Here is a 21,552-nt window from a genome sequence, read left to right as displayed (position 1 = left end):
GTCGGTGAGCTTATAGGGCTTGGCTTGTGGTTTCGCGTTCAGCAGGAGCGGATAGGTGAGCTTCATGGCGAGCTCCGTCACGGACAACTACCATGAAATTTACCTGCAATTTACCTGCAAAACCGACGGAAGCTGGCGGATTTCCTCGGAAGCGATCGAAACTAAAGCCAGCCACCGGATGCGCCACCGCAGTGAGTCCATATCGCCTGAACCATTCGCTGTAACCCTTGACTAGAAAGCCTCCGGAGCGTTCAACATACTGTTGGCGGGACGTCTCATAGACCTCCCGAAGCGCAAACCACGGCACATGCGGCAAGTCATGATGAACCAGATGATAGTTGTTGTTCAGGAACAGTATTCGCCAGAACGGTCCCGCCTCGTTGATGACTGAGCGATGCTCATATGAGCCAGCCGCCCGGTGCTCGTGAAACGACCGCACGGACGCGAGCGCCAGCGACGCATATCCGACGCCGACGATAAAACTCCACGCGGGCAGACCGCAAGAATGATCGAGCCAGTACGTCAGCGCGGCCAGTGCGACGAGATGCGCGACCCACGTCGGGACATCACGCCAGTCGCCTGCGGCAAGCTTGCGAAAGGCATCGGTCAAAGTCGCTGCGATCGAGAATGCGGGGCCGACCAGCAGCCTTCCAGAAAACGTATTGCGCGCGGTGAGCAGTATCCGCATCAACATGCCGGAGCGTTGCCACGTCCGATGCGTAACGAAATAACTTTCCGGATCCAGTTCCGGACGCGTCAAATGCGGATCGTCGTGATGCCGGAGATGCAGATCGCGATAGATCGCATAGGGGAACCAGACGGCCAGCGGTGCGAAGCCGAGCAGGCCGTTGATGGTGCGTGAGCGGGTCGGGTGACCGTGCAGCAATTCATGCTGCAGCGACATGTGCCACGTGCCGAGCAACGCGAGCAAAGCAATCGAAAGCGGAAGACCCAGCGCGCGAACATGTGTGGCCACGACGACCCACACGCCATAGATCGTCGCGATCAGGACCCACGTTGGCCATTCGGTGCGCCATGTCCAGCTCGTGCTCAGGCGGGCAAGCCCGTGGCGTTGTGTGTCGTCGAGGTAGATCGCCATCGGCTGGTTCGAATGCTTCCGCAAGAGTTGACGCCGCGTATCGTCGGAACAATCGGCCCGTACGCGCATTGAAGCTCATCGTAAAGACTGTCCCGTTCCGGCAGAACCAATTTCTGGCGAAAAGCATCTGCGGAAAAGCGCTAAGCATGGAGAGGCGCCTCGAGCGGACGGGTTGGATCGCGCGCCGGCCACATGCGGTGCACGGGCGCATCCAGCATATCGACGTGACCGAAGAGGGTCACGCGCTCGTCAAACGCTGCCGCAGCCGCGTGCAGGCGATCGAAAAGCAGGCGCTCGCTGGTTTATCGGAAGAAGAAGAGCGAATCGTGCGGCGCTGGCTGGTCAGTCTCGCACTCGACAGCGACACGACCAGCAGCGGTTGAAACACGGCTACGGTTGGCGCGCGATCTTGCAGGCGTGATCGAGCAGGGGTTCGGCCGACCCGCTGCCTTCATCGAGATCGAGACCACTGTTGACGATCAGCCAGCCGTCGCTCGCAGCCGACGGCCCTGCGCCGGTAACCAGAACGGTCTGCGAAGCCATCGCATCGGACGCAGCGCGATCGCGCGCGACGATGCGAAACGGGTCGTCGCCCTCTGTCAACGCCGTCACGCGCATGATCCGGTAACGGTTGCCGTCGATCGTGTCCCAGTGCCATTTGCCGGGCGTATTCTCGCGATGCCGCGCGAGCGCGTCGATGACGTCGGCGCGCATGCAGTCGATATGGATATGCAGTTGCGACTGCGAGCGGCGATACGCCGAGTTGATTTCAAGCCCCATCTGATTGTCGCCAAGCGGCTTCTTGACGGCCTTTTCGACGTAGGTGCGCGAATCCCACGCAGCGGACCAGTACCGGGGCGCATCGTGATCGAGAAGGCTCGGGCTTTCGATGCCGGGCACGCGCACGGTCGGAATCAGCAGATACTGCGACGAGCCGTTGATGTCCTTCAGGATCGCATAATGCCCGGCCAGATCGACGCGCGCGCAGAAGCCCGGATTGCCTGCCGATCTCATCGACATCACGCACTGTCCGTCGACGATTTTCCACAGCGCGTTCGAATCGGCCGCGGCGAGTTGCGCGCAGCCGGCGCTTGCCGCGGCGAGCACCATGCTCGCGACTGTCCAGAGCGCGACGCGCAGGGGGCGTCTGTGACGCGATTCAGGTCTCATTTGCGGCATGCTGTTCGTAGAGATGGCGCACGTAGATCAGGTGCTGTTCGGCGGCCTTGCGTGCCTGCTGCGAGTCGCGCGCCATCACGGCGTCGAAGATCGCCTGGTGCTGGTCGAGCAGTTGCCGTTCCATCGCGTCGTCGTAGTCGATGAGCCGGTGCGATTGCCGCATGGATTCGCGGATCAACGTGTGGATGCCGTGCATCACATGCGCAAGCGCGATGTTGTGGGTCGAATCGGCGATCGCGAGGTGAAAGGCGGCATCGAGGTCGGCCAGTTGCGTGCGATCGGACGACAGCGCGCAGGCCTTCAGCGCCTCGAATGCGGCGCGGATGGCTTCGAGATCGCCGGGTGTCGCGCGCTCGGTGGCATACACGGTTGCGATGGCTTCCAGCCCTTGCCGCAATTCGAGAATATCCGCGCTCGTGCGCGGATTTTGCAGCAGCAGTTCGGCGAGCGGCTTCGAGATCACGGCGGCCGTCATGTCGACGACCACGAAGCCGCCGCGTCCGGTCATTTCGATGTAGCCGTCCGCTTCGAGCCGGATCAACGCTTCGCGCAGCGACGGACGCGACACGCCCAGCTGTGTCGCCAGATCGCGCTCCGCAGGCAGACGGTCGCCCGGACGCAGCGCGCCGTCCGAGATCAACTGCTTGATCTGGTCCGATACGACGTCGGAAAGGCGCTTGCGAGTGAAAGTCGGGATCGGGCGAAATTGCATGAGATCAGCGGGCGTGGCGATAGACGGCGGCGTGTCCCGGCGCTCGACGCGCGCAAGCGCGGGCCGCCGGCGGAACGGAGGGATTATAGCGCCCGTCAGCCGGGGCTCGCGCCGGCGTGCCGCGAGCCCTCGCCGGCGTCACAGCACCGGCGCGGGCAACGATCCGAGCACCGTCTCGAACGCCATGCCGATCGCGAGGAGGCGCCGGTCGCTGCCGGTCGGACCATCGAGTTCGAGACCAACCGGACGGCCGTCGCCAGTCATGCCGGCCGGCAGCGACAGTCCGGGAATACCGGCGTTGCTGGCTGGATCCGTATTGCGCAGGAACGCCGCCATCTCGTCGACGGTCGGCCCTCCATCGACCGACACCGACGACGAACCGTTCACCTCGTCGATCGGCACAGCGGCGAGTAGCGTGGTCGGAAACAACAGCGCGTCGATCCCGTGCGTCGCGAACGTATCGGCGTAGAGCTTCTGAAGTTGCGGACGCCATGTCTTCATGGCGTCTTCGTATTGTCCGGCGAAGACATCGGCGATGACGGCATCGTAGACGCCCCGCACGTCCGGGCTGGCGATTCGCGCGGCGAGCGCGTTGAGGGTTTTCACTGGAGCATGGTTGGCGAGGAGCCAGGCCGGCACGTCATCGACGGGTTCATGCAGCGCCACGGGCGAACTGATCCTGTCATTGAACGTGAGCAGTTCGGGCATATCGACGTCGACGAAGCTCACGCCGGCAGCCGCGAGCCGGCCCAGCGCGGCCCGGACGACCTGTTCAAGCGCCTGCTCCAGCCCCTCCCACAACTGTGCAGGCAGGCCGATGCGCAAGCCCGCGAGTGCAATGGCAGGCAACGCGGTGTCGCCGGTCACGACACCGTCGAGCAGCGCAATATCCGCGACCGTGCGCGCCATCGGCCCGACGGTGTCGCGCGTGCGGCTGATCGGCACGACCGCATTCGTATCGTGATAGCGCCGTTCGCGCCCGCCATTGCCGACCGACGGACGAAAGCCGGCTGTGCCGGTGAGTGCGGCGGGAATGCGCGTCGAGCCGCCGGTGTCGGTGCCGAGTCCGGCCGGCGCGATGCGCGCGGCGATGGCCGCCGCCGTGCCGCCCGATGATCCGCCGGGAATCAGCGCCGCGTCGTACGGATTGCGCACGATGCCAGCGTGCGGGCTCAGATTGGTGCTCGTGATGCCGAACGCCAGTTCGTGCATGTTGGCCTTGCCGAGCACGATCGCGCCGGCATCGAGCAGCCGCTGTACCGAAGGCGCATTGGTTTGCGGAACGAAATTCTCGAGTGCGGGCGTGCCGGCCGAGGTCAGGAGGCCAATCGTATTGATGTTGTCCTTGATGACGACAGGCAGGCCGGCCAGCGGCAGGCGCGCTTTTTCGCTTGCGGACAGCGCATCGATGCGCGCGGCGGCGTCGAGCGCCCCTTCCATATTGAGCGCCGTCAACGCATTGAGCGTGGAGAGCGCGGCAGCGCGGGCAAGCAGCGTGGCGACATAGTCGGTAGCCGAAAGACGCCCCGCCTGAATGGCCGCGACCGCCTCGGTGGCCGTCAGCGCCAGTTGTTCATCGACCGTCCATGCCATGCTGTGCCTCTCTGTTCGTACCAGGGGTGCGCGGTGAAGACGTCTGCCGCGCGCGATGTCTTCATGAAGCGCAGTGGAAGTAGCGCGAGGAGGCGCGGCCTTCGGTCTGAACGGCAATGTTCCAGATCGGCAGCGAGGTCAGATGCCTGAACGCATCAGGCAGAAGCGGCGGCCAGTCTGCAACGGCAGGTTTGCAAGGATTGTGCGCTTCCAGCAGCATGCGGCAGAACATCTGCCTGTGCGCGTCGGAGCCGATCTTGACGCGTGCTGGATGACGAAACGTCCAATGGCGCAGGGCGCGATCTTCGGGTGCATGCGTCAGGGTTTCGGACATGGCAGGCGAAAATGGGCGAGCGAACAGTTCGCCTATTCTGGCACAAGCTATGAAAACAGGACGCCGAAGCCGCCGGTGCACCGTCTGCGCCCGGATCCTGTCTGTCGCTCACTGATGGCTATCGATCCACAAACGTCCCCAGCGGAACGCATAGGCGAGGGCGTGCTCTTCGTCGAAGAAGTAGTCGAGTGCGTCGAACGAATACGCAGGGCCGCGGCTGGCGGTGAGCTTCTCGATGGTCAGATTGGCGGCGAACAGGCCGTTCGGAAGCCGCTGCGCCATGGGCGCGACCTCGTAGCCTTTGTAGCGAATATTTCGAGTCATGGTCGTGGCGATGATCGTGCCCGCTTGCGTTCTGGGTTCACGCATCAAGCGACGGTCGATCAATGAGCGGGCAGGGACCAAGCGTAGGCCGCGCCGCGTACCGAGTGAACCAATCTTTCGTCGCAAGCAAATCAGGGGCGGCCTGTAACGGTCATCTGAGATTCGGATGTGGCGGTGTCGTATGCGCTTGAGGCAATATCCTGCGCGCGTCAGGGGGCGTCTGTGGTTTGGCACACGGAAGACCGGGGCGCAAGACGGGATGTGTGCGGTGGCGCACCCTGACCGCCTTGCAGGCAGGTGACCCGTCGCACGAGGCAATCGGCGACGGGGCGACGGGCGACGAGGCGCGATGATTTCGCCTCTGACTTCCCGGTATCTGCAGATGAGACCGCGCTCAGTTTGCGAGCGTCAGGACCTTTGCCGAACGGGCTTCCGGCGATACGCCAGCCTGTTGGGATGGCGTGTGCTGTGCCCCGAATGCGAGCGCGAATTGCGCCGCCTGACGGCCGACGGTTGCGAGTTGCTCGACGACCTTCGGATCGGAGCAGGTATCGACGGTTTCAAAGCGTGTCTCGAGCGTATTGATGCCCGCGCCGAACGGCGTTGGCCAGCCGCGCAATGCATGAACGATCGAGCGCAACGATGTGAGTACCGAACCGGCAGCCTGCCACCCGTATGCCGTCACGATGCAGCCGACCGCGCGGCCGTCCAGGTACGGACGATCGTCGGAACGCAGTTCTTCCAGCGTGTCGAGTGCGTTCTTGACAAGGCCGGAGACGCCGCCGTGATAGCCCGGCGTCGCGATGATGATCGCGTCCGCGTCGCGAACCGCTTCGATCAGCTGAAGCTGTTCGTCGGTGCGTTGCGGATTTTCCGGCGCGTAATGCGGCAAGCTGTGCAGAAAGGTGCCCCCAAACAGATGGGTGCGCGCACCGGCGCTTTCGGCGCCGCGCAACGCGAAACCGAGCGCACGCTCGGTAGACGACGCCGCGCGCGTCGTGCCACCGATTCCCACGACGAGTGGCCGGCGATGATGATCGAAACGGGTCAAGAAAATGCTCCTTCAACGGTGGCCGTCAGGCCCACGCGGCGGGGCTGCGCGCGCGGGAACCCGGACGAACCAGGCTTGAATCGCCATCTTAGTGACTGATCGGGCCGGCGCGAATGTGTTTTTTGTTCTAACGATATAAGCGGGAGGAGTTAATCGGGCGGCTGGCCGAACCAGAACCGCCCCTGTGACGCCTGCATTCGACGACACGGACCTACGGGTTCCCGGAAGCGGTGTGCGTCAGGCAATGGCGGTGTTGCGCGCGGAGCGAAGCACGCCTTCAAGCATTTGTGCTTCGGCCCTTGCGATGTCGCCAAGCGATGCGACGGACAGTTGCCGGTCGAAGATTTCGAGCGCAACGCAGAGCTGCGCGTAGTCTGCATCGCTGATGAGCCATATGCCGTCTTTCTTTTCAGCGATATCGATATGCATCATTGCCGAATGCGCTGCCTCAACATCCGGAAGTGCGTACGGTTCGTGTCCGAGACGACCCAACTCCTCGGCGACCAGCAGTTGTCGACCCAGAGTCACGAAGAGGTCGCGCGAGCCATGGCCTCGCCGGAAGGCATCCAGAGCGGTGTAGCACTGCAAAAGCATTGCCTCGGTGACGGGCTCATGTGCGGCTCGGGTATAGGTGAGTGCACGAAGCAGCGGTGACATGGCCGGCTGCGTAGGTTTGCGGGTTCGCGATTTGCCTGGCATGATGGGTTGAATTTCCTTCCGTAATTCTCGATACCGCCACTAGAGCGCTGCTGGCCGGAAGATACGCCGTACGATCCGCCAGCGACCGGAACAGAGTTGCTGCACTCGCCGTGGATTCATCATGGCAAGCGATTATTAAGATAGGCTTAATCATCGGTTGAGCAAGGCTGCGGTCGTGGAGGCTGACGAAAAAAAGCCCTGTTCCACGAGGGAACAGGGCCCGACAGGATGGAAGAGTCGATCAGGCCCGTGGAGGCCTGTGGATCTCGTCCCATTACAACAACCATATTGTTGATTCAACCACCTGTTGCATCACGACTGGTCCTTCACCTGCTGCTTGCTGTGAACCCAACAACTTTTGTCGCCTGGCGATTTTTTTTGCAATGCACGACAACACCATCTGTTTCACTACCGACTGCTTTTACTGCCCGGTACTTCAACAAACAACAAGGACAAACTGCTATCAACGGTACGGTTCAAACCAACGCGGAGGGGAACCGCGACGATGGGTTCAATGACTTGTTGCGCCCATGGAAAGTAGTTTAAGGAAAAAAGCGCGTCGGCAATCGCTCGAAGCGAGGGGAATTGCCCGCGCAATTCGTCGGATTGCGGCGCACCGGGCTTTGGGATGGCCGCGCGGAGCCGCACCGCCGGGAAATGAGGGCGGCACCGGATTGCAAGCTGGAGTCTGCGAGGCACGGTGCAGGGTTGGTCGCCCCGCGTCCAGAGCGGGGGTGTGAGCAACTGCGGTCATACGCGCGAGCGTTCTTTTTGGTATGTTCCGGTTCATGTTCCCGATGGTTTCGTCCTGACCGGCTTTGCGTAGCGGCCCATACTCCCGGGGGAAACGCAGATGAGTGGATACAAGACTGATGCATTCCGCCTGGGCTGGGTTGCGCTGGCTGTTTCGGCCGGTTTTCTGTTGCTGCAACCGGCCGTTGCCCAGAAGGCCAGTCCTCGTCCGGGACGACAGGCGACCGGCGCGCCGGCGCTTCGGCATATTCAGGCCCGTGTCGCCGGGGTAGACCCCGTGCATAACAGTGTGACCTTGCGTGACCCTCGCGGCGAGATGGCCGTGATCGAAGTCAATCCGGATGTTGCCGACATAACGAAGCTGGAGGTCGGTGACAGAGTGAACATTGCCTACAGGAGTCCCATTCTGATTCATCTGGACAAGGTGGCGTCGAGCGGAATCCGGGCGCGCGTCGAAACCGAAGTCGTGCAGCCGGCGTCGGGAGGCGTGGTGACATCCACTCGCACCGTCGAAGTATCGGCGACAGTGCTGGAAGTCGACCGAAAGCATCGCCAGGTCACGCTGCGCGGTCCGATCCAGACGGAGGTCTTCGATGTGGCGCCGGACATTTCGCTCGGTAACCTGAAGGTCGGTGATTCGGTTCGCGCGGTCTTTGTCGGTGCTGTCGCGGTATCGGTTGCGCGGGAGGGGGCCGCGCCCGAGTGAGTACTCAGGAAATCAATGATTTGATTCGTACTGCTTATACAAACAAAGATCAGGGACGATTGGCGACCGATCCTGGCGTGCCCGCGCTTGCCGGTTTTCGTCGCCAGGATTACAGTCTCGTTAGCTTGACCGAACGGTCCCGCAAGACGGTGATCGATCCGCTGGGGCGCCCGCGCAACGGCCGGCAATTAGAACTTTCGCGGTGGTAAGCTTTTGGCATAATTCGGCCAGGAATAGGGGCCGCATCTAAATCCGGCGGGCATCGGGGAGCCAGCCATACCGAGCCGGCGCACGGTGCTGGCTTGCGAGGAGAAGCACATGCCTGCGCGCTCAATCGCATCGCTATCGTTATCCTTCGGTCTGGTTTCCATCCCCGTCAAGCTGTATTCGGCCACCGAAAGCGCTTCGGACGTCAGGTTCAACCTGATGGCGCCGGACGGGTCCCGCGTGAAACAGCAGTACGTGTCGGAGTCGACTGGCGAAGTCGTCGAACGGTCGTCGATGAACAAGGGTTACGAGTTCGAGAAAGACAGATTCGTCGTGTTCACTGCCGACGAACTGAAGGCTCTCGAAGAAGGTGCGAGCCATGTCGTAGAGATAGTGGCCTTCATTCCCGAAAAATCCGTCGAGCCGATTTACTACGACAAAGCCTACTTCATCGCACCGGACAAGCGCGGCGGCAAACCGTACAGCCTGCTGCAGCAGGCGTTGCTCGAAAGCCATCGATGTGCGCTGGCAAAATGGGCTTCCAAGGGAAAGACCCACATTGTTCTCGTCAGACCGACCGACGAGGGGCTGATTTTTCAGCAGCTCTTCTATGCCGACGAAGTCAGGTCTCTGACAGACCTGCACATCGAGCACGTACCCGTATCTGACGCAGAGCTGAGCCTCGCGCTGCGGATCATCGAACAGGGCACTGAAGACAACTACGACCCGACCGCTTACGAGGACGAGGAGAAAAAGCGAGTACTCGCCGCGATTGACCGGAAGATCGAAGGCAAGCAGGTTATCTCGGCCGAGCCGGTAGAGCCGGCTTCCGGCGGACAGGTCATCGATCTGATGGAGGCATTGCGGGCAAGCCTTGCAAAGGGGGGCGCCAAGGCGAAAACGGGCGTGCGCAAGAGCAAGGATGCTGACGAAATCGCTGCGGGCGCTGCACCGCGGACGAGGAAGCCGGCGCAACGCGCCGAAAAGGCGCCTGCCATTCCAGCCAGGGTTCGGGCTCGCAAGTGACACGCAAACGCAATCAACACGACATCTCGTTGCGCAAGCTCCAGTCGCTGCTGGGTGTCTCCCGGCGAGTGTTGTCCGGTTTGATCGGAGCCGGATTCGTGACGCCTTCGCGGGGGCCACTAAATGAGCTGCGATTTACTTTCCGGGACGTTGTCGTGCTCCGCACCGCATTCCAACTGCAGTCCGCGAAGATATCCTCGCGCAAAATTCTTGCTGCGCTTGCCCGCCTGAAAGCTGAACTGCCCGATGAGCTGCCTCTTTCAGGCATTCGAGTCACCGCTGTGGGTAACACGGTCGCGGTCAAAACCGGGCCTTCGCAATGGGACGCCAATACCGGCCAGCTTCTTCTGGATTTCGAAATCGCTGAAATCAAGGGCGACGTCGTATTTCTGGAGACATCGCCAGAGCAAAAGGACGCTGTCGTTCATGCCGAGGAATGGTACGCACTGGCGGAGCAACTGGCCGATGCGGACGCCAGGGGGGCGGAGCAGGCGTATCGAAAGGCCATCGAGCTCTCTCCGGAACCGTTTTACGCTGCGTACGTGGATTTGGGCGCGCTCCTTTGCGAGGACGAACGGCGGTGCGAAGACGCGCTCGGCGTCTTCGAGCAGGCTCTGGCTCTTTTTCCGGACGACGCCGTCCTGCACTTCAACCGGGCTGTGGCCCTCGAAGGTGTCGGCCGCCTGGAAGACGCGGAGCGCAGCTATGGGCGCTGTCTCGAGATCAACCCCTCCTATGCGGACGCCCACCACAACCTCGGCTTGCTTCGGGACAGGCGCGGGGACAAGCAGGGGCTCGTGCGTCATTTGAGCGCCTGGCGCCGGCTCAACAGCTGATAGAAGACCGGCTCGGCCGCGCTTGAGCCTGGGCCCATGGATATCGACGGTTCACACGCCTCCCAGCACCAGTGGAATGCAAGTGTTGGCTTTCCGCATTGGCAGCCTGATGCAGGTGTTAGCCGGAACCCGACACAGCAACGTTCTTTCCACCCTCCGTTGACCTGATCCTGCCAAAGCAGCGCACTGGAGCCTTGTGTAACAGGCCAGAGCGGCGAGCGGTGCTTGCATGGGCACACTCATTGCGTAGTAGGCTCAGCCCGCTTCCGGCGCGGCTCTCTGACTGCCCAATCTCAATGGAGGCAAACGTGCTGGCGACGAAACCCTGCATCGCAACCTGTGTAATTGACGGCGTCGCTGTCACGCTCACATTCCTGCCCGACACGGGTGTCTTGCGAATCACCGACCCCACAGGCACCCGCCTAAGGGAAACCACGTGGTCCGCATCGTGGCAGAGCCTTATTGCGACGTTTCGCGAACTCAGCGAAACACCGGTGGAAGACCGTGCCGACCCGGAAACGCTATTCCGGTAGCCTGGCTGCGTCGGACGTCCTCGTGCCTGTGGCGCGACGCCCAACATCCCTGTGACGGACCCATCCCCCACAATCTGCCCAGGCCGTCCAATCCGCTTTTGTTATCGCTTCATCCAATACTCGAATTGTTGAGGTATCGGTCTCCCCGTATATTGGCGTCACAAGCAGACAGGCACATAAGCCAGGTACAGGAGACAGGTATGAACCGGATCGATCTCGAAGGCCGCGTTGTCGTCATTACCGGGGGCGCACGCGGCATCGGCTACGCGGTGGCACAGCGCGCGCTGGAGTCGGGGGCTTCGGTCGCGCTATGGGATGTCGATGCGGAACGTCTTACGCGCAGCGAACGGGAATTGAGCGAACGCGGCAAGGTATCGTCGGTAGTGGTCGAACTCACCAGCGAATCCTCCGTGGCCGACGCCACCGCCAGAACGGTGCAACAGCACGGCGGCATCCACGTACTGATCAACTGCGCCGGCATCACGGGCGGCAACGGCAAAACCTGGGAACTGGAGCCGGAAGTCTGGCGCCGCGTCATCGACGTGAACCTGATCGGCCCGTACCTCACCAGCCGCGCCATCGTGCCGGTCATGCTCAAGCAGGGCTATGGGCGGATCGTCAATATTGCTTCAGTGGCCGGCAAGGAAGGCAATCCCAACGCGTCGCACTACAGCGCGTCGAAGGCCGGCCTCATCGGCCTCACCAAATCGCTCGGCAAGGAACTGGCCACGAGCAACATCCTCGTCAACGCCGTGACCCCCGCCGCAGCGAAGACCGAAATCTTCGACTCGATGGCTCAGGAGCACATCGACTACATGCTGTCGAAGATCCCGATGAACCGCTTCCTGCTGCCTGAAGAGGCGGCATCGCTCATCCTCTGGCTCTCTTCGGAAGACTGCGCGTTCAGCACCGGCGCCGTATTCGATCTGTCGGGTGGCCGGGCGACGTACTGAGTTCGCCGTGCGAAAGCCTGACGCCAGCAAGACCCGAAAGATCCGTTCGTGCCTGCATCAGACATAGCCCGCCCGGTCACGACGCCGGGCGTATCAGGAGACACCATGGATGCGACTTCGCCTGCCTCGACAGAGGCCGTTGTCGGCAAGGTCATGCGGCGCCTGCTGCCGTTTCTGCTGCTGATGTATGTGCTGGCGTTTCTCGATCGCGCGAACATCGGATTCGCGCAAAAGGCCCTGCAACAGGACACGGGTCTTTCTGACGCTGCGTTCGCCTTCGGCGCAGGGGTGTTCTTCGTCGGCTACGCGCTCTTCGAGGTGCCCAGCAACCTGCTGCTGCATCGGGTCGGTGCGCGGCTCTGGATGTGCCGGATCATGGTGACGTGGGGCATGGTCTCCGCGGCCATGGCCGTAGCGCACACGCCGTCGGCGTTTTATACGCTGCGCTTTCTGCTGGGTGTCGCGGAAGCGGGCTTTTTCCCGGGCATCATCTACTACCTGACTTACTGGTTTCCCCAATCGGCGCGCGCACGCGCACTCGGCGTCTTTTACTTCGGTGCGCCGCTGGCGTTTATTTTCGGCAGCCCGCTGTCGGGTCTGCTGCTCGAACTGCATGGCGCATTCGGTCTTGCCGGCTGGCAATGGCTGTTTCTGATCGAAGGCGGCCTCGCGTCGGCTGTGGGCGTCTGGGCTTTCTGGTATCTCGACAACCGGCCCGCCGATGCGCGCTGGCTCGATGCCGCGCAACGCGATGTGCTGGCAGCCGCGATCGACGCGGATGCGCGCGATGCCGCGGCACACGGCCCGCGCAGCGTGCTGGCCGCGCTGTTGGACCGCCGGGTGCTTTCGCTCGCGCTGATCTATCTGCTGATCCAGATCAGCGTATATGGTGTGATCTTCTATCTGCCGCAGCAGGTCGCTGCATTGCTCGGCACGAAAGTGGGCCTGCGCGTCGGTCTCGTGACGGCCTTGCCGTGGTTGTGCGCGGTCGCGGTGACCTGGTGGGTGCCGCGCCGCGCGGACCGCTTTGGCGGCCATCGTCGCTGGGCCGTCCTGCTGCTGGTCGTCGCGGGGCTTGGCATTGCGCTGTCCGGGATGTTGCACAGCCCGGCCCTGGCTCTGGTTGCGCTCTGCTTCGCAGCCAGTGGCTTCATCGCCGCGCAGCCGCTGTTCTGGACCTTGCCCACGCGCTATCTCACGGGCGCCGCCGCTGCAGGCGGCATCGCGCTCATCAATTCGCTCGGCAGCCTCGGCGGCTTTTTCGCGCCGACGCTCAGAACCAGCGTCGATCACGCGTTTCCCGCAACATCCGCGGGCCTTGCCGTGCTCGGAGTCGCCAGCATCCTCGCGGCACTGTTGATCGCTACGCTGTTTCGCCGCAACGACGCCCCTTCGACCTCTCTCTTTCATCACCCGATGCATCGCGCCCGATAGCCGCGCAGCAACGTTAGCGGACGCGAATCGCAAACGGAAAAACGGAGCCCGTTCTCATGACCATGCCCACCATACGGCACGTGCGTGCCTTCATCGTCCGCGGCGGCGGCGCCGATTACCACGATCAGCCAGGCGGTCACTGGATCGACGATCACATCGCGACACCCATGGCGCGCTACCCGGAATATCGCCAGAGCCGTCAGTCGTTCGGTATCAATGTGCTGGGCACACTCGTGGTCGAAATCGAAGCGAGCGACGGAACCGTCGGCTTTGCCGTGACGACGGGTGGCGAGATCGGCGCCTTCATCGTCGAAAAACATCTTGCCCGTTTTCTCGAGGGGCAACTGGTTACGGACATCGAGAAAATGTGGGATCAGATGTATTTCTCTACGCTGTATTACGGCCGCAAGGGCGTGGTGCTGAACACGATCTCGGGTGTCGATCTCGCGCTGTGGGATCTGCTCGCAAAGATCCGCCAGGAACCGGTGTACCAGTTGCTTGGCGGTCCGGTGCGCGATGAACTCGTGTTCTATGCGACCGGCGCGCGGCCGGACCTTGCGAAGCAGATGGGTTTTATCGGCGGCAAGATGCCGTTGCAACATGGACCGGCCGAAGGCGGGGAAGGGCTCAAGAAGAATATCGAGAAGCTCGCCGACATGCGCTCGAAAGTCGGCGACGACTTCTGGCTGATGTTCGATTGCTGGATGAGCCTCGACGTGCCGTATGCGACGCGTCTCGCGCAGGCGGCGCACCCGTATGGCCTGAAGTGGCTCGAAGAGTGCCTCCCGCCCGACGACTACTGGGGTTACGCCGAACTGCGCCGCAACGTGCCGCGCGGCATGATGGTGTCGACGGGCGAACACGAGGCGACGCGCTGGGGTTTCCGCATGCTGCTCGAGATGGAATGCTGCGACCTGATCCAGCCGGACGTCGGCTGGTGTGGCGGCATCACCGAACTGATCAAGATCTCCGCGCTTGCCGACGCGCACAATGTGATGGTCGTGCCGCACGGGTCGTCGGTATACAGCTATCACTTCGTGGTCACGCGTCACAACTCGCCGTTTGCGGAGTTCCTGATGATGGCGCCGAAGGCGGACCAGGTCGTGCCGATGTTCACGCCGCTGCTGCTCGACGAACCGGTGCCGGTCAACGGCCGTATGAAGGTGCCCGACACGCCGGGCTTCGGCGTGCGGCTCAATCCTGAATGCGCGCTCACGCGGCCTTACGGTCACTGAGTGCTGAAGCTGAACACTCAGCGGGATATGACGAAGAACCTGGGGGATAAGACGTGCTGCTCGAGGACAAGGTAGTCATCGTCACAGGCGGGTCGCGCGGCATTGGCCGGGCCATTGCCGTTGCATGTGCAACCGAAGGCGCCCACGTGGCGATCAACTTCTGGGGCGACAACGATGCCTCGTATGGCCGTCGTTCGGCGGTCGCTGAGGTGGTCGAGGAAATCGAGGCGCTTGGCCGTCGTGTGATCGCCGTCGAGGGCAATGTGGCAAAGCCTGAGACGGCCACAGAACTCGTGAGTCGCACGGTCGATGCGTTTGGCCGGGTCGACGTGCTTGCTAGCAACGCGGGCATCTGTCCGTTCCATGCGTTTCTCGACATGCCCGCGTCAGTGCTCGAGACGACCGTGGGTGTGAACCTCAACGGTGCGTTTTACGTGACGCAGGCCGCTGCGCGGCAGATGAAGGCGCAGGGCACCGGCGGCGCGATCGTCGCGACAAGCTCGATCAGTGCGCTCGTCGGCGGCGGCATGCAGACGCATTACACGCCGACGAAGGCGGGCGTGCACTCACTGATGCAGTCGTGCGCGATTGCGCTTGGGCCTTACGGCATCCGCTGCAATTCGGTGATGCCGGGCACGATCGCCACCGATCTGAATGCCGAAGATCTCGCCGATGAAGCAAAAAAAGCGTACTTCGAGAAGCGCATACCGCTCGGCAGGCTGGGCCGTCCCGAAGATGTCGCGGATTGCGTGGTATTTCTCGCGTCCGACCGCGCGCGCTATGTAACGGGCGCGGCGTTGCTCGTGGACGGCGGCCTCTTCGTCAACCTTCAGTGAGCGGGCTGCGCCGTGACGGCGGGTGCGTCGGCCGTAGCTGGGTCGTCGCGAACGAGCGCATGCGAAAAACCGCGCAGCAGGCTGACGAAGTGTTCGGCCGGCTCGGCAAGCGGCTCGCCCTTGCGCGTCAGCAGGCCGAAACCCGGCAGGCTCTTGCCGATCTCAACGGGCAGCACGACAAGCAGTCCGCCGCGCACATGATCGCGCACGACGGATTCCGGCAGCATCGCAACGGCGTCGTAGTTTTCGAGCAGTTGGAGCGTGGCGAAGATGGACGCGCATTCGGTCAGGTTCACCGGCGTCGCCAGACCCGCGCGGGCGAGTTCCTCTTCGAAGAGCACCCGTGCCGGACTGGAAAGCGGTTGAGCGACCCACGGCCACTCGATCAGCTCGCGCAGCGTAACGGATGTGCAGCCGGCAAGCGGGTGGGCGCTTCGCACAACCAGCAGCAAGGTTTCGCGGGCAAGCGGTTCGAAGCTGAAGTCGTTGTGCTGGAGCGGATTGGTCAGGCGGCCGAGCGCGAGGTCGATTTCGCGGCGATGCAGCAACTGGACGACCTGATCGCTGGTTTCGCCGAGGATGCGCACGTTAAGAAGCGGTCGCCCGGTTTTGAGCGCAGCCACGGCCATCGCGAGCAGATCGGGCGCCGCGCCCATGATCGCGCCGACCGTCAGCTGACCGTGCCCGCCTTTACGTTTCACCTCGAGATCTTCGGCGAACCGGGTCAGTTCGGCGAGCGCACGCCGCGCGTAGGCAAGGGTCACGACGCCAAGCGGTGTGGGCTGCATGCCGCGGGCGTTGCGCTCGAACAGCAGGAAGCCGAAAGCTTCCTCGATGTCACCGAGCATACGGCTTGCACTGGGCTGTGCAACGTTGATGGCGTCGGCGGCCAGATGGACATTGCGGGCGTCGTCGAGTGCGACGAGCAGCGCGAGATGCTTGAACTTGAGTCGGTTGACGAGGGCGACCGTGGCGGCGTTGTGGTTCATGGACCCTGTGCGATTCGGTTTCTGGATCGCCCAATCCCAACTTCGGATTGAGATGCTATCGACGCCCGAATTATAGTCGTTCCAGACGCTTCGCCCGAGAAAGCGCGGAACACAACTGGAGACAGGCCGTAATGGAGACAGTGGCTTTCCGGATGGTGCTCAATCCCGGCATGCGAGAAGAATACGAACGCCGGCATCGGGACATCTGGCCCGAGCTGGTTGATGCGCTGCACAACGCGGGGGTGCGCGACTACCGGATCTTCCTGGACGAGGAAACCCACCACCTTTTTGCGGTGTTGAGCCGGCCGGACGATCACCGGATGGATCAACTGCCGACGCTCGACGTGATGCGCAAATGGTGGGACTACATGGCCGACATCATGCAGACACAGCCCGATCACGCGCCGCTGCAGCAGCCGCTCGTGGCGGTTTTTCATCTTCCCTGAACGATCTTCAAACTTTCAACGGGCGGAGGGTGTCCCATGCAAGTGGTCGACCCGCACATTCATCTGTGGGACCTGAAGACGCATCACTATCCGTGGCTGGCGAAGCCGGGTGTGTCGTTCGTTGGCGATGCCCGCGACCTGAAGCACGACTATCTGGTGGCGGATCTGCATGCCGACGCGCAGGATATCGACGTGCTCAAGGTCGTGCATGTCGAGGCGAATCACGATCCGGCGGATCCGGTCGAGGAGACGCGCTGGCTGCAGTCCGTTGCGGACTCGGCTGGGTCGCGTGGCATGCCGCAGGCCATCGTGGCAGCGGTGGACCTGTGTGCGCTGAATGCGGCGCAGGTGCTGGAAGAGCATACAGCCTTTGCGAACATGCGCGGCGTGCGGCAGATCCTGAACGTTCATGCGGATCGGCTTTATGACTACGTCGGCCGGCATCTGATGCGCGATCCATTGTGGCGCGAGAACTTCTCGCTGTTGCGGCGTTACGGGCTGTCGTTCGACATGCAGCTTTATCCGTCGCAGATGGACGAAGCCGTCGCGCTCGCGAATGCGCATCCGGATACGCAGTTCATCGTCAATCACGCGGGCATGTTCGTGGACCGCAGCAGCGTGGAAGGATATCGCGCCTGGCGCGAAGGCATGCGGCGCCTCTCCGCCTGCGGCAACGTCGCGGTGAAGATCAGCGGGCTTGCCATGTTCGACCATCGATGGACGGTGGAGAGCCTGCGCCCGTACGTGCTCGAAACGATCGATACGTTCGGCACGGCACGTGCGATGTTTGCATCGAACTTTCCGGTTGACCGACTGTTCGGGTCTTACACCGATCTGTGGCATGCGTATGCGTCGATTGTCGAAGGCGCCAGCGCAGATGAGAAAACGGCGCTTTTCAGAAACAACGCGGAACGGTTTTACCGTATCTAGCCCCGGCATCAGAATTTCAGGCGGCGTCAAACGCGCTGCAAGGAAAGGAGACAACGCTGTGCAGGATCAAACTTCCCGCGTACCGCGGCTCGAACTCAGGCATGCGAGCAAATCGTTCGGACGCGTACGTGCGCTGTCCGATGGCGAGCTGGTGCTGTGGCCGGGCGAAGTGCACGCGCTGCTCGGCGAAAATGGCGCGGGCAAATCGACGCTCGTCAAGATTCTGGCGGGCGTGCATCGCCCCGACTCAGGCGACCTGCACATCGACGGCGTCGCCCGGCAGTTCGTCACGCCAGCCGAGGCGCGTGACGCCGGCATCGCGGTGATCTATCAGGAACCGACGCTGTTCTTCGATCTGTCGATTGCCGAGAACATCTTCATGGGCCGCCAGCCGGTCGACCGTGTGGGCCGCATCCAGTACGACGCGATGCATCGGGAAGTGCGCGATCTTCTGGCGTCGCTGGGCGTCGATCTGCGTGCGGAGCAACTGGTGCGCGGACTGTCGATTGCGGACCAGCAGGTCATCGAAATCGCCAAGGCGCTGTCATTGAACGCCAACGTGCTGATCATGGATGAGCCGACCGCCGCGCTTTCGTTGCCCGAGGTCGAGCGGCTCTTCACGATCGTGCGCCGGCTGCGCGAGCGCGACGTCGCCATTCTGTTCATCACGCACCGTCTCGACGAAGTCTTCGCACTCTCGCAGCATGTGACGATCATGCGCGATGGCGCCAAGGTTTTCGACGCACCGACCGCTGACCTCTCCACCGCGGCGATCGTTGCAAAGATGGTCGGACGCGATCTGGAAAGTTTCTATCCGAAGGCTGATGTGACGCCCGGTGAAGTGCGTCTCTCGGTGCGCGGACTGACGCGCATCGGCGTGTTCAAGGACATCTCGTTCGATGTCCGCGCCGGGGAGATCGTCGCGCTTGCGGGGCTCGTCGGCGCGGGGCGCAGCGAAGTGGCGCGGGCGATCTTCGGCATCGATCCTCTGGACGCAGGCGAGATTCAGATTGCAGGCAAGCGCTTGAGCCCGGGACGTCCCGCTGCCGCCGTTCAGGCCGGGCTCGCGCTGGTGCCGGAGGACCGCCGCCAGCAGGGTCTCGCGCTGGAACTGAGCATCGCGCGCAACGCCTCGATGACCGTGCTCGGCAGACTGGTCCGGCATGGTTTGATCTCCACGAAGAGCGAGCGCAACCTCGCGACGCAGTGGGGCGCAAAGCTTCACCTCAAGGCAGGCGATCCGTCCGCCCCGGTCGGCACGTTATCGGGCGGTAATCAGCAGAAGGTAGTGTTAGGCAAATGGCTGGCCACGAGCCCAAAGGTGCTCATCATCGACGAGCCCACCCGTGGCATCGACGTCGGCGCCAAGGCGGAAGTCTATGGCGCGCTTGCGGAACTGGTGCGCGACGGCATGGCCGTGTTGATGATTTCAAGCGAATTGCCTGAAGTGCTCGGCATGGCCGACCGCGTGCTCGTGATGCATGAAGGGCGCATCACGGCGGACATCGCGCGCGCCGATGCCAACGAAGAACGGATCCTGGGCGCGGCGCTGGGCCAGTCCCCGGTGACGCTGGGGCACGCGGCATGATGCGCCACTCCACCACTCACTCGCCCGTGGCAAAGCTGGAGCAGCCCGGTATGAAGCGATCCGCGTCCGGCGCAGGCGGACTCGTGGCCGGCATTGCGAAGAGCCGCGAAACGACGCTGTTCGTCGTGCTGATCCTGCTGATCGTCGGCACCGGGCTTGCGAAGCCTCAGTTCCTCAACCTGCAGAATCTGCGGGACGTGCTGCTGAATGTGTCGATCGTCGGTTTGCTGACGGCCGGGATGACAGTAGTGATCCTGATGCGGCACATCGATCTGTCGGTGGGGTCGACGGTCGGCGTGAGCGCCTATGCGGTCGGCAGCCTGTACGTCGCGTTTCCGCACATGCCGGTGGTCGTCGCGCTGGCGGCGGGGCTCGCGATCGGTCTTGTCGCGGGCGGGATCAACGCGGTGCTGGTGGCCGTGGGCCGTGTGCCCTCGCTGGTCGCGACGCTCTCGACGCTCTACATTTTCCGCGGTGCCGACTACGCGTGGGTCCACGGTGGCCAGATCAACGCGACCAGTCTGCCGGAGGCATTCTCACGGCTTGCGACGGGCACCGTTTTTGGCATCCCCTCGCTCGCCTTGATCGCAGCGGCGGTGCTCGCCGGTCTGTCGATCTACCTGAAGCAGTTTCGCGGCGGCCGCGAGCACTACGCGATCGGTTCGAACCCGGAGGCGGCGCGCCTCGCTGGCGTGAACGTCGAACGCAGGGTGATGGCCGGGTTCCTGATCTCAGGCGCGATCGCAGGATTTGCGGGCGCGCTGTGGCTCGCGCGTTTCGGCACCGTCGACGCCAGTACGGCGAAGGGCATCGAGTTACAGGTCGTGGCCGCGGCGGTCGTGGGTAGCGTGGCGATTACAGGTGGTGTCGGCACGATACTCGGCGCGACGCTGGGCGCACTGGTGCTGGGCGTGATCAGCATCGCGCTGGTCGTACTGCACGTCTCGCCATTCTGGGAGCAGGCGATCCAGGGCGCGCTGATCGTCGCGGCCATCGCTGCCGACACGTTGCTCGCGCGCTCCGTGGCTAAACGCATGATGAGGAAACGCGATCATGGCTAAACCCGATTCCGCCTTGTTGACCCGTCGGCGCGAGACGCCGCTGCAATGGGAAGTGCTGCTCGTCGTCGTGCTGGTGCTCGCGCTTGTGCTGGGTCGCGTGCTGTCGCCCGTGTTCCTGACCTCGGCGAATCTGGGCAACGTGCTCGCCGATCTGACCGAAATCGCCTTGATGGCGCTGCCCATGACGCTCATCATCGTGGCCGCGGAAATCGATCTGTCGGTGGCGTCGGTGCTGGGCGCGTCGAGCGCGCTGATGGGTGTGCTGTGGCACATGGGCTTGCCGATGCCGGTGGTCATCGTGCTGGTGCTGGTCGGCGGCGCGCTCGCTGGCCTCTTGAACGGGCTGGTGATCGTGAAGCTGAATCTGCCTTCGCTGGCGGTCACGATCGGCACGCTGGCACTGTTTCGCGGTCTCGCGTATGTGCTGCTGGGCGATCAGGCCGTCGCGGATTTCCCGCCGGCCTATACCGCATTCGGCATGGATTCGTTGTGGTCCACGTTCATTCCTTTGCCGTTCGTGATCGTCATTGTCTGCGCCGTGGTGTTCACGGTGCTGCTGCAGGCGACGGCGTTCGGCCGCAGCCTGTATGCGATCGGCGCGAATCCGACGGCTGCCGCGTTTTCGGGTATCGATGTCGCCTGGATCCGCCTGCGGCTCTTCATCCTGTCCGGCACGCTGAGCGCGCTGGCGGGCATCGTGTACACGCTGCGCTTCACCAGTGCGCGTGGCGATAACGGTGAAGGGTTCGAACTGTCGGTGATCGCTGCGGTGCTGTTCGGCGGCGTGAGCATCTTCGGCGGACGCGGCTCGATGTATGGCGTGCTGCTGTCGCTGCTGATCGTCGGCGTGCTGAAGAATGCGCTGACGCTCGACGACGTCTCCAGCGAAACGCTGACCATCGTCACAGGCGTGCTGCTGCTCGCGTCGGTGCTGATTCCGAATCTGGTGGCGCGCTGGCGCGCCATGCGCGACCGGCGCTTCATCGCGAAATCCACGTCCTGAAGACAGGGACAAGGTGGCAGGCCAC

24 protein-coding genes and 1 pseudogene are annotated in these 21,552 nt (G+C 62.9%); 16 read left to right on the top strand and 9 right to left on the bottom strand.

Annotated elements, in window-relative coordinates:
- Positions 1-10 precede the first annotated feature (10 nt).
- Positions 11-1,099 carry a fatty acid desaturase gene (locus tag P3T23_RS17770; RefSeq protein ID WP_429317511.1) on the bottom strand — a complete coding sequence of 363 codons (1,089 nt, stop codon included), beginning with the start codon at positions 1,097-1,099 and terminating at the stop codon, positions 11-13.
- 146 nt (positions 1,100-1,245) lie between these two features.
- Here P3T23_RS17770 and P3T23_RS17765 point away from each other — a divergent pair, with 146 nt between their 5' ends.
- Positions 1,246-1,482: a MarR family winged helix-turn-helix transcriptional regulator gene (locus P3T23_RS17765; RefSeq protein WP_429317457.1), complete on the top strand. Its 237-nt coding sequence runs from the start codon at positions 1,246-1,248 to the stop codon at positions 1,480-1,482.
- A gap of 7 nt (positions 1,483-1,489) precedes the next feature.
- On the opposite strand, the gene P3T23_RS17760 is transcribed toward P3T23_RS17765, so the two are convergent.
- The 7 genes and pseudogenes from P3T23_RS17760 to P3T23_RS17730 form a co-directional block, all read right to left on the bottom strand.
- Positions 1,490-2,278 carry a CDP-diacylglycerol diphosphatase gene (locus P3T23_RS17760; RefSeq protein ID WP_429317456.1) on the bottom strand — a complete coding sequence of 263 codons (789 nt, stop codon included), beginning with the start codon at positions 2,276-2,278 and terminating at the stop codon, positions 1,490-1,492.
- Complete coding sequence (locus tag P3T23_RS17755; RefSeq protein WP_429317455.1) at positions 2,259-2,990, bottom strand: FadR/GntR family transcriptional regulator; 732 nt, start codon at positions 2,988-2,990, stop codon at positions 2,259-2,261. The genes P3T23_RS17760 and P3T23_RS17755 overlap by 20 nt, the downstream gene beginning before the upstream one ends.
- 138 nt (positions 2,991-3,128) lie before the next feature.
- Positions 3,129-4,583: an indoleacetamide hydrolase gene (iaaH, locus tag P3T23_RS17750; RefSeq protein ID WP_429317454.1), complete on the bottom strand. Its 1,455-nt coding sequence runs from the start codon at positions 4,581-4,583 to the stop codon at positions 3,129-3,131.
- Between the two features lie 82 nt (positions 4,584-4,665).
- Positions 4,666-4,917: pseudogene (locus P3T23_RS17745) on the bottom strand (ferritin-like domain-containing protein); the annotation flags it as partial.
- Between the two features lie 108 nt (positions 4,918-5,025).
- A complete protein-coding gene (locus tag P3T23_RS17740) occupies positions 5,026-5,241 on the bottom strand; it encodes a transcriptional regulator (RefSeq protein ID WP_133667037.1) in 216 nt (71 codons plus the stop codon).
- 394 nt (positions 5,242-5,635) lie between these two features.
- Positions 5,636-6,292 (bottom strand): NADPH-dependent FMN reductase, encoded by a 657-nt coding sequence (locus tag P3T23_RS17735; protein WP_429317453.1) that lies wholly within the window; start codon positions 6,290-6,292, stop codon positions 5,636-5,638.
- 237 nt (positions 6,293-6,529) lie between these two features.
- Entirely contained in the window at positions 6,530-6,991 is a 462-nt protein-coding gene (locus P3T23_RS17730; protein WP_429317452.1) for a hypothetical protein, read from the bottom strand.
- 228 nt (positions 6,992-7,219) lie between these two features.
- Here P3T23_RS17730 and P3T23_RS17725 point away from each other — a divergent pair, with 228 nt between their 5' ends.
- The 10 genes from P3T23_RS17725 (at position 7,220) to P3T23_RS17680 (ending at position 15,510) form a co-directional block, all read left to right on the top strand.
- On the top strand, positions 7,220-7,537 hold the full coding sequence (locus P3T23_RS17725; protein ID WP_429317451.1) for a hypothetical protein: 318 nt from the start codon (positions 7,220-7,222) through the stop codon (positions 7,535-7,537).
- Positions 7,538-7,844: 307 nt separating this feature from the next.
- Positions 7,845-8,450, top strand: coding sequence for a hypothetical protein (locus P3T23_RS17720; protein ID WP_429317450.1), 606 nt, complete (start codon positions 7,845-7,847; stop codon positions 8,448-8,450).
- Positions 8,447-8,659 carry a hypothetical protein gene (locus P3T23_RS17715; protein ID WP_429317449.1) on the top strand — a complete coding sequence of 71 codons (213 nt, stop codon included), beginning with the start codon at positions 8,447-8,449 and terminating at the stop codon, positions 8,657-8,659. Before P3T23_RS17720 ends, P3T23_RS17715 begins: the two co-directional genes overlap by 4 nt.
- A gap of 109 nt (positions 8,660-8,768) precedes the next feature.
- Positions 8,769-9,683 carry a Ku protein gene (locus P3T23_RS17710; protein ID WP_429317448.1) on the top strand — a complete coding sequence of 305 codons (915 nt, stop codon included), beginning with the start codon at positions 8,769-8,771 and terminating at the stop codon, positions 9,681-9,683.
- Positions 9,680-10,519 carry a tetratricopeptide repeat protein gene (locus tag P3T23_RS17705; RefSeq protein WP_429317447.1) on the top strand — a complete coding sequence of 280 codons (840 nt, stop codon included), beginning with the start codon at positions 9,680-9,682 and terminating at the stop codon, positions 10,517-10,519. The genes P3T23_RS17710 and P3T23_RS17705 overlap by 4 nt, the downstream gene beginning before the upstream one ends.
- Before the next feature lie 308 nt (positions 10,520-10,827).
- Positions 10,828-11,052, top strand: a complete 225-nt coding sequence (locus P3T23_RS17700) for a hypothetical protein (protein WP_429317446.1) — start codon at positions 10,828-10,830, stop codon at positions 11,050-11,052.
- Positions 11,053-11,252: 200 nt separating this feature from the next.
- Entirely contained in the window at positions 11,253-12,005 is a 753-nt protein-coding gene (locus P3T23_RS17695; RefSeq protein WP_429317445.1) for an SDR family NAD(P)-dependent oxidoreductase, read from the top strand.
- A 105-nt stretch (positions 12,006-12,110) separates the two neighbouring features.
- Positions 12,111-13,439 carry an MFS transporter gene (locus tag P3T23_RS17690; protein ID WP_429317444.1) on the top strand — a complete coding sequence of 443 codons (1,329 nt, stop codon included), beginning with the start codon at positions 12,111-12,113 and terminating at the stop codon, positions 13,437-13,439.
- A 56-nt stretch (positions 13,440-13,495) separates the two neighbouring features.
- A complete protein-coding gene (rhmD, locus tag P3T23_RS17685; RefSeq protein WP_429317443.1) occupies positions 13,496-14,674 on the top strand; it encodes an L-rhamnonate dehydratase in 1,179 nt (392 codons plus the stop codon).
- A 53-nt stretch (positions 14,675-14,727) separates the two neighbouring features.
- Positions 14,728-15,510 carry an SDR family NAD(P)-dependent oxidoreductase gene (locus P3T23_RS17680; RefSeq protein WP_429317442.1) on the top strand — a complete coding sequence of 261 codons (783 nt, stop codon included), beginning with the start codon at positions 14,728-14,730 and terminating at the stop codon, positions 15,508-15,510.
- Here the strand turns inward: P3T23_RS17680 and P3T23_RS17675 are convergent.
- The gene (locus P3T23_RS17675) at positions 15,504-16,499 is read right to left on the bottom strand and encodes a LysR family transcriptional regulator (RefSeq protein ID WP_429317441.1); all 996 of its coding nucleotides are present in this window, start codon (positions 16,497-16,499) and stop codon (positions 15,504-15,506) included. The genes P3T23_RS17680 and P3T23_RS17675 overlap by 7 nt on opposite strands.
- Before the next feature lie 131 nt (positions 16,500-16,630).
- Here P3T23_RS17675 and rhaM point away from each other — a divergent pair, with 131 nt between their 5' ends.
- The 5 genes from rhaM to P3T23_RS17650 are packed head-to-tail and all read left to right on the top strand — an operon-like array spanning position 16,631 to position 21,527.
- The gene (rhaM, locus tag P3T23_RS17670; protein ID WP_429317440.1) at positions 16,631-16,945 is read left to right on the top strand and encodes an L-rhamnose mutarotase; all 315 of its coding nucleotides are present in this window, start codon (positions 16,631-16,633) and stop codon (positions 16,943-16,945) included.
- Between the two features lie 36 nt (positions 16,946-16,981).
- Entirely contained in the window at positions 16,982-17,875 is an 894-nt protein-coding gene (locus tag P3T23_RS17665; RefSeq protein WP_429317439.1) for an amidohydrolase family protein, read from the top strand.
- Positions 17,876-17,933: 58 nt separating this feature from the next.
- Positions 17,934-19,463, top strand: coding sequence for a sugar ABC transporter ATP-binding protein (locus P3T23_RS17660; protein WP_429317438.1), 1,530 nt, complete (start codon positions 17,934-17,936; stop codon positions 19,461-19,463).
- Entirely contained in the window at positions 19,460-20,524 is a 1,065-nt protein-coding gene (locus P3T23_RS17655) for an ABC transporter permease (RefSeq protein WP_429317437.1), read from the top strand. Before P3T23_RS17660 ends, P3T23_RS17655 begins: the two co-directional genes overlap by 4 nt.
- A complete protein-coding gene (locus tag P3T23_RS17650; protein WP_429317436.1) occupies positions 20,517-21,527 on the top strand; it encodes an ABC transporter permease in 1,011 nt (336 codons plus the stop codon). The genes P3T23_RS17655 and P3T23_RS17650 overlap by 8 nt, the downstream gene beginning before the upstream one ends.
- The last annotated feature ends 25 nt before the right edge of the window (positions 21,528-21,552 follow it).

Origin of the sequence: Paraburkholderia sp. GAS448 (assembly GCF_050435685.1) — a bacterium.
Classification (GTDB): Bacteria; Pseudomonadota; Gammaproteobacteria; order Burkholderiales; family Burkholderiaceae; genus Paraburkholderia.
Note: the sequence above shows the minus strand (reverse complement) of the source record. Positions and strands in the feature narration are given on the sequence as shown.

What these genes read in the sequence shown, in the direction of transcription:
- P3T23_RS17665 (WP_429317439.1), top strand. Translation starts at nt 16,982, where the DNA reads ATGCAAGTGGTCGACCCGCACATTCATCTGTGGGACCTGAAGACGCAT.
- P3T23_RS17765 (WP_429317457.1), top strand. Translation starts at nt 1,246, where the DNA reads ATGGAGAGGCGCCTCGAGCGGACGGGTTGGATCGCGCGCCGGCCACAT.
- P3T23_RS17650 (WP_429317436.1), top strand. Translation starts at nt 20,517, where the DNA reads ATGGCTAAACCCGATTCCGCCTTGTTGACCCGTCGGCGCGAGACGCCG.
- P3T23_RS17740 (WP_133667037.1), bottom strand. Translation starts at nt 5,241, where the DNA reads ATGACTCGAAATATTCGCTACAAAGGCTACGAGGTCGCGCCCATGGCG.
- P3T23_RS17730 (WP_429317452.1), bottom strand. Translation starts at nt 6,991, where the DNA reads ATGCCAGGCAAATCGCGAACCCGCAAACCTACGCAGCCGGCCATGTCA.
- P3T23_RS17760 (WP_429317456.1), bottom strand. Translation starts at nt 2,278, where the DNA reads ATGCCGCAAATGAGACCTGAATCGCGTCACAGACGCCCCCTGCGCGTC.
- P3T23_RS17720 (WP_429317450.1), top strand. Translation starts at nt 7,845, where the DNA reads ATGAGTGGATACAAGACTGATGCATTCCGCCTGGGCTGGGTTGCGCTG.
- P3T23_RS17710 (WP_429317448.1), top strand. Translation starts at nt 8,769, where the DNA reads ATGCCTGCGCGCTCAATCGCATCGCTATCGTTATCCTTCGGTCTGGTT.
- rhaM (WP_429317440.1), top strand. Translation starts at nt 16,631, where the DNA reads ATGGAGACAGTGGCTTTCCGGATGGTGCTCAATCCCGGCATGCGAGAA.
- P3T23_RS17725 (WP_429317451.1), top strand. Translation starts at nt 7,220, where the DNA reads ATGGAAGAGTCGATCAGGCCCGTGGAGGCCTGTGGATCTCGTCCCATT.
- P3T23_RS17655 (WP_429317437.1), top strand. Translation starts at nt 19,460, where the DNA reads ATGATGCGCCACTCCACCACTCACTCGCCCGTGGCAAAGCTGGAGCAG.
- P3T23_RS17695 (WP_429317445.1), top strand. Translation starts at nt 11,253, where the DNA reads ATGAACCGGATCGATCTCGAAGGCCGCGTTGTCGTCATTACCGGGGGC.
- P3T23_RS17755 (WP_429317455.1), bottom strand. Translation starts at nt 2,990, where the DNA reads ATGCAATTTCGCCCGATCCCGACTTTCACTCGCAAGCGCCTTTCCGAC.
- P3T23_RS17770 (WP_429317511.1), bottom strand. Translation starts at nt 1,099, where the DNA reads ATGGCGATCTACCTCGACGACACACAACGCCACGGGCTTGCCCGCCTG.
- rhmD (WP_429317443.1), top strand. Translation starts at nt 13,496, where the DNA reads ATGACCATGCCCACCATACGGCACGTGCGTGCCTTCATCGTCCGCGGC.
- P3T23_RS17675 (WP_429317441.1), bottom strand. Translation starts at nt 16,499, where the DNA reads ATGAACCACAACGCCGCCACGGTCGCCCTCGTCAACCGACTCAAGTTC.
- P3T23_RS17690 (WP_429317444.1), top strand. Translation starts at nt 12,111, where the DNA reads ATGGATGCGACTTCGCCTGCCTCGACAGAGGCCGTTGTCGGCAAGGTC.
- iaaH (WP_429317454.1), bottom strand. Translation starts at nt 4,583, where the DNA reads ATGGCATGGACGGTCGATGAACAACTGGCGCTGACGGCCACCGAGGCG.